Genomic DNA, 8,515 nt, shown 5'->3' on the forward strand with positions numbered 1-8,515 from the left:
ACTTCCGAGGCCCCTGCGGCGACCGGTCCTCACGGATCTCGAACAACTACAACCCCTGAACAACTCAGGTGTTGCAACCACCGCTAGAACCCAAGGTTCCCGGGGCGGCCTTTCGGTGCGGTCGGGTCACGCGGCCAGCGAGGAGAGCGGCACCGCGAAGACCGAGCGGCCGCAGGTCTGGTCCTTCACCGCGCACTCGGCCGTGGACCACTCCGCCATGGACCACACGAGGCCCGTCGAGGAGTCGTACGTCAACGCCTCCGGGTGCATGGCCCAGCAGGCCGTCGTCCCGGTGCCGCACGTCGCCGAAGTGCTCTTCGCCGTGGTCTGGGTCCAGAGCTGGCCGTTGATCGTCGCCGAGCTGTGGGCCACGTACCACTTGCCGCCGTTGGACAGCACGCCCTGGACGTTGCCCACGTTGCTGCGGAACGCCTCGGTCGCGGGGACCGTCCCGGACGAGGCCGCCAGGAGGAAGTCGTCGCCCATCGGGTAGCGGAAGAGGCGGCCGTGGAGGTTCGTCTCCTTGAAGTACTCCGACGTCACGATGCTCGCCGGGCTGGTGGTGCGGTCCAGCGACATCGACGAGAAGCACGGCACCGCCGTGTCGGAGTCCATGTTGCAGGTGCCGCCCGCGTAGCTGTAGTAGCCGATCTGCATCATCGCGTACTTGTACGTCCAGGCCGCGTACCCGGACGACGTCTTGCCGATCGCGCCCGACGTCGTGTCGGTCATCTGCAGGATGTGCTTGGTGCTGAAGACCCGGATGGCGGTCGAGGTGTTGCCCACGGCCGTCACGTAGATCTTGTCGCCGTACCAGGCCATCCCGCCCATGTGCGCCTCGGCGGCGGAGAAGCTGCTGCCGGTGCTGTTGGGCACGGCCAGGTACAGCATCCGGTACGACGGCTTGGCGGGGTCGTTGTAGTTGATCGCCTGGATCCGCGCGTCGTTGTACCGGTTCTCGTGTTCGGTGCTGAGTTCGTCGGTGCCGTGCCAGCCGGACAGGATGACCTTGTCGGCGCCCCACATCCCGTCGCCGTCGGCGTCGCCGGAGGTCGTGATGGCCTGGGGGACCCACGCCGTCGACCCGGCGCGGTCGGCGTCCCAGCACATCGCCTTGGTGGCCACCGGCGCCTTGGGCAGCGAGGCCTTTTCCGCGGTGGTACAGCCGGTCATGTTGTAGCTGGTGTCGTTGACGACGGTGTTCATGCTGACGTTCGGCAGCGCGTTGTCGAGCGCGGTCAGCGCGGCGGCCGGCGTGGCGTGCCACACGAGGTTCTGCTTGGTGGTCGTGGTCAGCGGGTCGCTGTAGGCGGCGCTCGCCGTCCCGGGCAGCGCCAGCACGCCGGCCGCCACGGCCAGCGCGAGGAGGATCGCTTTCGGAGTTCGCATGGCAGGAGTACGCCAGCCGGCAGTTCAAAATCCATACAGCGGCCTTGTACGGCCCTTGTACCGACCCGGCGCCGTCATTCCTCCCGCAGCTGTTCGAGGCTCGCGGTGCGCCACAACGCCGGCAGCGTCATCGCGGTCACCACCAGCACCGCGACGGCCGCGGTAGCGGTGAGGACGCCGATGGCCGCCACGTCAACCACCATCGGACGGTGCACCACCATGGTGAGCAGCAGCCAGTCGAGGCCGAGCCCGGCGAGCACGGCGACGACCACCGCCACCGCCACCGGAATCGCCAGCTGCCACAGCAGGGACCGGGCGAGCACCCCGCGCCCGACGCCGTTGGCCATGAGCGCGGCGAGACTGCGCCGACGTTCCCGCAGCTGCTCCCAGGCGGCGATCAGCAGGCTGCCCGCGGCGAGCAGCAGCACCAGGATCGAGCCCACCGACAGGACCCGGGTGATCAGCGCGGCCGTGCCGTCCCGTTCGGTGCCCAGCGAACTGACGACGCCGTTCCAGCCCACGACGTTGCGCACCCGCTCCACCAGTTCCGGCCCGGCGGCGGGGATCGTGGCGTTCGAGCTCAGCCCGAGACCGGTCGCGGTGGCCAGCGCCGACGGTGTGACGTACAGGATTCCCGGTTCTTCCCCGCCGGTGCGGTGGTACCCCGCCGCCGGAACCGTCCACTGTGGAGCCGACCCGGCGTTGCCGAACCAGAGCTGTTCCCCGGGGCCCGGTGCGGTCGCGCCGGCCGCGTGGACGTCGCCGTCGCGGCAGTCCGCGATGGCGAGCTCGGCGCACGTGCCGACGATCACGGAGGCCGGGTGCCCGGCCGCGTTCCGCACCAGGCCGCGGGTGGTCACCGGGAGGCCGGCGAGCCCGGGCAGGGCGTGCAGGGCGGCGGTGAAGGCCTGGACGTCGGCGAGGCTCGTGGCGAAGGCGGTCGCGAGCACCCTCGCGTCCGGCCGCGACGGGCGGTCGCTCTCGGCCCGCGCGTACACCCCTTGCAGGGCAATGGATCCGGCCAGGACGACGGCGATGCCGCTGACCAGGCGGGCCGCCGTCGCGCTGTCCAGCTGGAGCCGGCGCACGGCCAGCAGCCAGGCCGGCGAGCCGCCGCCGAGCACGCCCGCGACCCGTTCGACCAGCCACGGCAGCACCACGGGCAGGGCCGCGAGGATCAGCACCACCCCGCCGATCACGAGCGGATCCCGGGGGTCGCCGGTGCCCAGCCCGCCGGCCGCCAGCGCGCCGCCGGCGGCCAGGGGCACCAGGCGCCACCAGAGTTTCCGGCGCACCCGGGTCCCGCGCCGCACGACGCCGAGCGGCTCGATGACAACCCGCCGCAGCGCGAAGACGGCCGCCGCGCACGCCAGCAGCGGCAGCGCCGGCAGGACCAGGACGGCGAGGCGCCAGTCGGGCACGACGTCAGCGGCGAAGATGCCGCCGCGGAAGGCGGACACGGTGATCTCCGGGACGAACGCGCGCACGAGCAGGAACAGCCCGGCGCCGGCCACCAGCCCGGCGACCGAGCCGAGCAGGGCTTCGCCGGCGGCGATCCGCCGCACCTGGCCGCGATCGGCGCCGGCCAGGCGCAGCGCGGCCAGCCGCCGGTCGCGGGCGGCCGCGGCGAGCCGGGTGCTCGTGACGACGAAGACGAACACCGGCACCAGGCAGGTGGTCGCGCCCAGCACGGCCAGCAGCAGTTCGACCGGTTCGAGGCCGCGCCGGTGTGAGCGGCTGCCGAATTCTCCGACGGGGAAAGCCTGCGGATGCCGGGCGACGGTGTCGGAGCCGAGGTAGAAGTAGAGCTCGTTCGGGCCGGTGAGCCCGGCGTCGCCGATGGTGCCGATGACCCGGTGCGGGAACCGCGGGCGCAGCAGCTCTCCCTCCGGCGACCGCAGGAGGGCGGCGAGCGCGGGCGAAAGCACGGCCTCACCGGGCCCCGGCAGCCGGCCGACGCCGGGCGCGGCGGGCGGGTGCGGGCCGGTCGGCTGCACGAGGTAGCCCTGCAGCCCCCGGCCGCGGAACTCGTCGGCCCGGCCGACGGCGAGGAGCGGATCGACGCCGCTCGCGGCCGTGAACCGGGGCGTGCGCGCGGCGGACCGGTCGGCGCGCGTGTCGAGAAGGTGCGGCAACGACGTCGCGCTGAGCAGGACGACGACCCCGAGGCCGACCCCGACGGCGGTGAGGGCGAGCCGCACCAGCGCGGTCCGCGCACCACCGCCCCCGAGGGCGAGCCGCATGCCGAGGAGCAGGTCGGCGACCCACCGCCGGCTCACCCGGTCACCTCCGGAAAACCCGGCCACACCCGCACGCCCGCCACCCGAGGCCGGTTCACCCGGTCACCTCGAACTGTCGCGTGCGGCCGTCGCGCACGACCACCTCGCGGTCGGAGTACGCCGCCACGCGGGCCTCGTGCGTCACCAGGACCACCGCCGCGTCGCGCTGGCGGGCCGCGGTCGTCAGCAGGTGCATCACCTGCTCGCCGTTGAGCGAATCCAGGGCGCCCGTCGGCTCGTCGGCGAAGACCACCCGCGGTGCGGTCACCAGCGCGCGGGCCACCGCCACCCGCTGGCCCTGCCCGCCGGACACCTCGCCCGGCCGCTTCCCGGCCACGCCGGACAGGTCGAGTTCCGCCAGCACCGCCCGCGCGCGCTGCGCGGCGGCCCGGCCGCGTTCGCCGTTCAACCGCAGGGGCAGCGCCACGTTCTCCAGGCAGGTGAGCTCGGGGACCAGCTGCCCGAACTGGAAGACGAACCCGAATTCGGTGCGGCGCAACGCCGAGCGCGCCCGGTCCGGCATCGCGGCGAGGTCGGCGCCCCGGTAGCGGACCGCCCCGGCGTCCGGGAGCACGATCCCGGCCAGGCAGTGCAGGAGCGTCGACTTGCCGGCCCCGGACGGGCCCATCAGCGCCACGATCTCCCCCGCGCGCACCCGCAGGCCCGCGCCCGCCAGCGCCTCGGTGGGCCCGTACGCCTTCCGGACGTCGGTGGCTTCGAGCAGGAGCTCACTCATGCGATCTCCTCCGCCAGCCGGTCGAGCCGGGCCGCCGTGAGTTCCAGCCACCGGAGGTCGGCCTCCAGGTGGAACAGCGCGTGGTCGCAGATGAGCTGGTCGACGAGGTCGCCACCGGTCTTGCGGCGGGTCAGCTCGCGCATGGCGTCGAGGTGGGCGGCCCGCTGGACTTCGAGGACCTCCGCGGCGGGCCGCCCGGACAGCAGCGCGAGCACCACCTTCGTGTACAGCGTGTTGTGCAGGTACGCGTCGGGCTTCTCCGGGGTCGCCAGCCAGCCGGCGACGTCGGCGACCCCGGCTTCGGTGATCGCGTAGCGCTTCCGCTCGGGTCCGCCGTCCACCTCGACGCCGTCGGCCTCGACGAGTCCCTGTTTCAGCAGCCGGGCCAGCGTCGAATAGACCTGGCCGTAGTGCACCCGGCGGTCGTGCCCGAAGCGGTCGTCGTAGGCCCGTTTCAGGTCGTAGCCGTGCCGGGGGCCGGTTTCCAGCAGCCCGAGCAGCGTCAGTCCGATCGACATGCCGGCGACTGTACACGGTGTGTATAGCTAGAGTTTATACACCCGGTTTATAGTGACAGCGCCTCCGCCAAGACGGCCCGCAGCGGCGTCGCCGGACGGCCGAGCAGGGCTTCGAGGTCCGGCCCGGTCGTGGCGAACTCACCACGCCGAGCCGCCCGGAACATCCCGAGCAGCAGCTCCGCCCGCGCCGCCGGAACCCCGTGCCCGGCCAACCCGGCCGCCCAGGCATCGTCGGAGACCACCACTCGCCGGACGGACCGGCCGGTCAGCTCGGTCAACAGCGCGGCGACCTCCTCGAGGTCCAGCGCCACCGGCGCGGTCAACGGCGGGGTCGGCCCGTCGAACCGGCCCTCGTCGGCGAGGATGATCGCCGCGGCTTCGGCGAGGTCGGCGTGGGCGGTCCAGGAGACCGGCCCGTCGGCCGGCGCGGCCAGCTCGCCGGTCTCGAGCGCCGCCCCCAGCAGCAGCGGCACGGTGCTCGCGTAGAAACCATTGCGGAGCGCGGTGAACGGCACTCCTTCGGCCCGCCGCTCGGTGGCCGCGTGGTCGACCATCGGAGCGAACAGCGAATCGGCCGCCGCGGCCTGGTGACTGGTGTAGAGGACGCGCTTCGCCCCCGCCTCTCGCGCGGCTTCGATCGCGCGGACGTGGTGCGTCACGGCCCGCTCGCCCGCCTCGTCGGTCGAAACGACGAGGACCTGCGCCGCACCCTCGAATGCTTCGGCGAGCGAAGCCGGGTCGGCGAAGTCGCCACGGCGGACGCGGACACCCCGGGCGGCGAGGCCGGCCGCCCGCTCCGGTTCGCGGACACTGATCCCGATTTCGGCGGCCGGGACCCGCTCGAGCAGCCGGTCGACGATCCGCGACCCGAGCTGCCCGGTCCCCCCGGTGACGACGATCATGGTGCACCCCTTCGTGTGTTTACACTGATACTAGCGACGATAGCACCAGTGATACCACCGTAGGGATACCGGTGGAATCAGCCGCCGGCGAACGGGCGGCCCGCTGCGCGTCACGACGTGCGCCGCCGCCTTCGGGCAGTTCCGCCCGCGGGCGCGCGGCACCTCCCCGTTCCCGGCATGGCCGCGACGAAAGATCCGCGCGAGCGGCGGCAAGTCGTTGACCTCGAACGAGATTGAGCTGTTCGTGCCTATTTCTTGCTTCGGCGTAACAGCTTTCGGACTTCGCGCGCCATATCGGACGGCGTCCGCGCCAGTCCGGTCCCCGCCGCAGGAGGAGTTTCGTGATGGGTCCACGTCGTTCCCCGATGCCCCGAAGATCAAGACGCGCACTGGCCGTGGGGGTGGTCGTACCCCTCGCGATGGCCCTCGCCGCCGCGACGCCCGCTGCCGCCGCCGTGCCGGCCGGCTTCACCGACTCACTCGCCATCGGCGGTCTCAGCTCGCCGACCGCCGCCGCGTTCGCTCCCGACGGGCGGGTGTTCGTCGCGGAGAAGAGCGGCCTGGTCAAGGTGTTCGACAACCTGGCGGATCCGACCGCGACCGTGTTCGCCGACCTGCGCACACAGACGCAGGACTTCTGGGACCGCGGCCTGCTCGGGCTGGCGGTCGACCCGGCCTTCCCCGCCCGGCCGTACGTCTACGTCTCCTACACCCTCGACGCCCTCCCGGGCGGCACCGCGCCGAAGTGGGGCGACACCTGCCCGACGCCACCGGGCGCCACCGACGCCGGCTGTGTCGTGACCGGCCGGGTCTCGCAGCTCACGATGGGCCCGGACGGGACAGCGGTCAGCGAGAAGCCGCTGGTCACCGGCTGGTGCCAGCAGTACCCCAGCCACTCGATCGGCGCACTCGCCTTCGGCCCGGACGGCGCCCTGTACGCGGGCGGCGGCGACGGCGCCAGCTTCAACTTCGCCGACTACGGCCAGGTCGGCAACCCCTGCGCCGACCCGCCCGCGCCGGCCGGCACGAACCTCACGCCGCCGTCGGCCGAAGGCGGTGCGCTGCGGTCGCAGTCCCCGCGTCGCGCCGCCGGCCAGCCGGTGCTGCTCAACGGTGCCCTGCTGCGGATCGACCCGGACACCGGCGACGGCCTGCCCGGCAACCCGTTCGCGGGCAGCACCGACGCCAACGCCCGGCGTGTCATCGCCTACGGCTCCCGCAACCAGTTCCGGTTCGGGTTCCGGCCCGGCACCAGCGAACTGTGGGCCGGTGACGTCGGCTGGAACACCTGGGAAGAGATCAACCGCGTGACGAACGCCGGGGACGCCGTGGCCGAGAACTTCGGCTGGCCCTGCTTCGAAGGCACCGCCCGCCAGGCCGGCTACGACGGCGCGAACCTCGACCGCTGCGAATCGCTGTACTCGGCCGGCGGCCAGACCGCGCCGTACTACGCCTACAACCACAGCGCCAAGGTCGTCGCCACCGACCCGTGCCCCACCGGTGGCTCCTCGATCAGCGGGATCGCCTTCGAGTCGGGCAGCACCTACCCGGCCGAGTACGCCGGTGCGCTGTTCTTCGCCGACTCCTCCCGCGGCTGCATCTGGGCGATGCAGACTGTCGGCGGCCAGCCCAGTCCCAGCAAGCTGGTGCCCTTCGTGACCGGCGTCAACACGCCGGTGCAGGTGCTCACCGGCCCCGGCGGCGACCTCTTCTACGTCGCGCTGGGCAGCGGCGAACTGCGCCGGGTGAGCTACGCCGGCGGGACCAACCGGCCACCGGTCGCCGCGGCCACCGCGACGCCGTCCAGCGGGCCGGCGCCGCTGACCGTCCGGTTCGACGGCACCGGCTCCAGCGACCCGGACGCCGGCGACACCCTGTCCTACGCGTGGGACCTCGACGCGGACGGCGCCTACGACGACTCCGCGGACCCGCGGCCCACCTGGACCTACACCACCGCGGCGGCGGTCGACGCCGGCCTGCGGGTGACCGACTCCCACGGCGCTTCGGCGACCACGACGGTCCGGGTCACCGTCGGGACCCCGGCCGGGCTCGACCCCGTGCCGGTCATCGACGCGCCCGCCGCCACGCTGACCTGGTCGGTCGGGCAGACAGTGCCGTTCTCCGGCCGCGCCGTCGACGCCCAGGACGGCGAGCTGCCGCCCTCGGCGCTGTCCTGGCGGCTGGCCATCCGGCACTGCGCGACCAACGGCACCTGCCACACGCACAACGTCCAGGACTTCCCCGGCGTCGCGGCGGGGTCGTTCGTCGCGCCGGACCACGAGTACCCGTCGTACCTGCAGCTGACGCTGACCGCGACGGACTCGACGGGCCGCACCGGGTCCAAGACGATCGACCTCCAGCCGAAGACGGTGACGCTGAACTTCACCTCGAGCCCCAGCCAGGCACTGCTCACCGTCGGCGGGACCCAGCAGCGGACGCCGTTCTCGCGGACGGTGATCGCCGGGTCCACCAACTCGATCAGCGCGAACAGCCCGCAGAACGTGCCCCCGCTGAACATGAAGTACGCCTTCACCGGCTGGGCGCACGGAGGGCCGCGGACGCAGAACGTCGTCGCGCCGTCGACGGGGGCGACCTACCCTGCCTCGCTGGCTCTGCTCGCTGCCGCGCATCCCGTTCCACAGGAACGAGTCAAGGCGATCGGCCTGTGGGCCGGATTCAGCGGGATCGGAC

The 8,515-nt window shown here is 73.0% G+C and carries 6 protein-coding genes; 1 reads left to right on the plus strand and 5 read right to left on the minus strand.

Annotated elements, in window-relative coordinates; translation table 11 throughout:
• Positions 1 to 126: 126 nt before the first annotated feature.
• From ACWED2_RS48165 to ACWED2_RS48185, 5 genes are all read right to left on the minus strand, one after another.
• Positions 127 to 1,389 (minus strand): hypothetical protein, encoded by a 1,263-nt coding sequence (locus tag ACWED2_RS48165; protein WP_449697213.1) that lies wholly within the window; start codon positions 1,387 to 1,389, stop codon positions 127 to 129.
• Between the two features lie 74 nt (positions 1,390 to 1,463).
• A complete protein-coding gene (locus ACWED2_RS48170; protein WP_449697214.1) occupies positions 1,464 to 3,668 on the minus strand; it encodes an FtsX-like permease family protein in 2,205 nt (734 codons plus the stop codon).
• 55 nt (positions 3,669 to 3,723) lie between these two features.
• Positions 3,724 to 4,404, minus strand: coding sequence for an ABC transporter ATP-binding protein (locus ACWED2_RS48175; RefSeq protein WP_449697215.1), 681 nt, complete (start codon positions 4,402 to 4,404; stop codon positions 3,724 to 3,726).
• Complete coding sequence (locus tag ACWED2_RS48180; RefSeq protein ID WP_449697216.1) at positions 4,401 to 4,922, minus strand: PadR family transcriptional regulator; 522 nt, start codon at positions 4,920 to 4,922, stop codon at positions 4,401 to 4,403. Before ACWED2_RS48180 ends, ACWED2_RS48175 begins: the two co-directional genes overlap by 4 nt.
• Before the next feature lie 47 nt (positions 4,923 to 4,969).
• A complete protein-coding gene (locus ACWED2_RS48185; protein ID WP_449697217.1) occupies positions 4,970 to 5,824 on the minus strand; it encodes an NmrA family NAD(P)-binding protein in 855 nt (284 codons plus the stop codon).
• Between the two features lie 401 nt (positions 5,825 to 6,225).
• On the opposite strand from ACWED2_RS48185, the gene ACWED2_RS48190 reads away from it, so the two are divergent.
• A partial coding sequence (locus tag ACWED2_RS48190) for a PQQ-dependent sugar dehydrogenase (protein ID WP_449697218.1) occupies positions 6,226 to 8,515 on the plus strand: 2,290 nt, incomplete at its 3' end.

This window comes from Amycolatopsis sp. NPDC005003 (genome assembly GCF_053600695.1).

Bases quoted from the DNA above. Each gene is read 5' to 3' on its own strand.
- ACWED2_RS48165 (WP_449697213.1), bottom strand. From the start codon at position 1,389: ATGCGAACTCCGAAAGCGATCCTCCTCGCGCTGGCCGTGGCGGCCGGC.
- ACWED2_RS48175 (WP_449697215.1), bottom strand. From the start codon at position 4,404: ATGAGTGAGCTCCTGCTCGAAGCCACCGACGTCCGGAAGGCGTACGGG.
- ACWED2_RS48180 (WP_449697216.1), bottom strand. From the start codon at position 4,922: ATGTCGATCGGACTGACGCTGCTCGGGCTGCTGGAAACCGGCCCCCGG.
- ACWED2_RS48185 (WP_449697217.1), bottom strand. From the start codon at position 5,824: ATGATCGTCGTCACCGGGGGGACCGGGCAGCTCGGGTCGCGGATCGTC.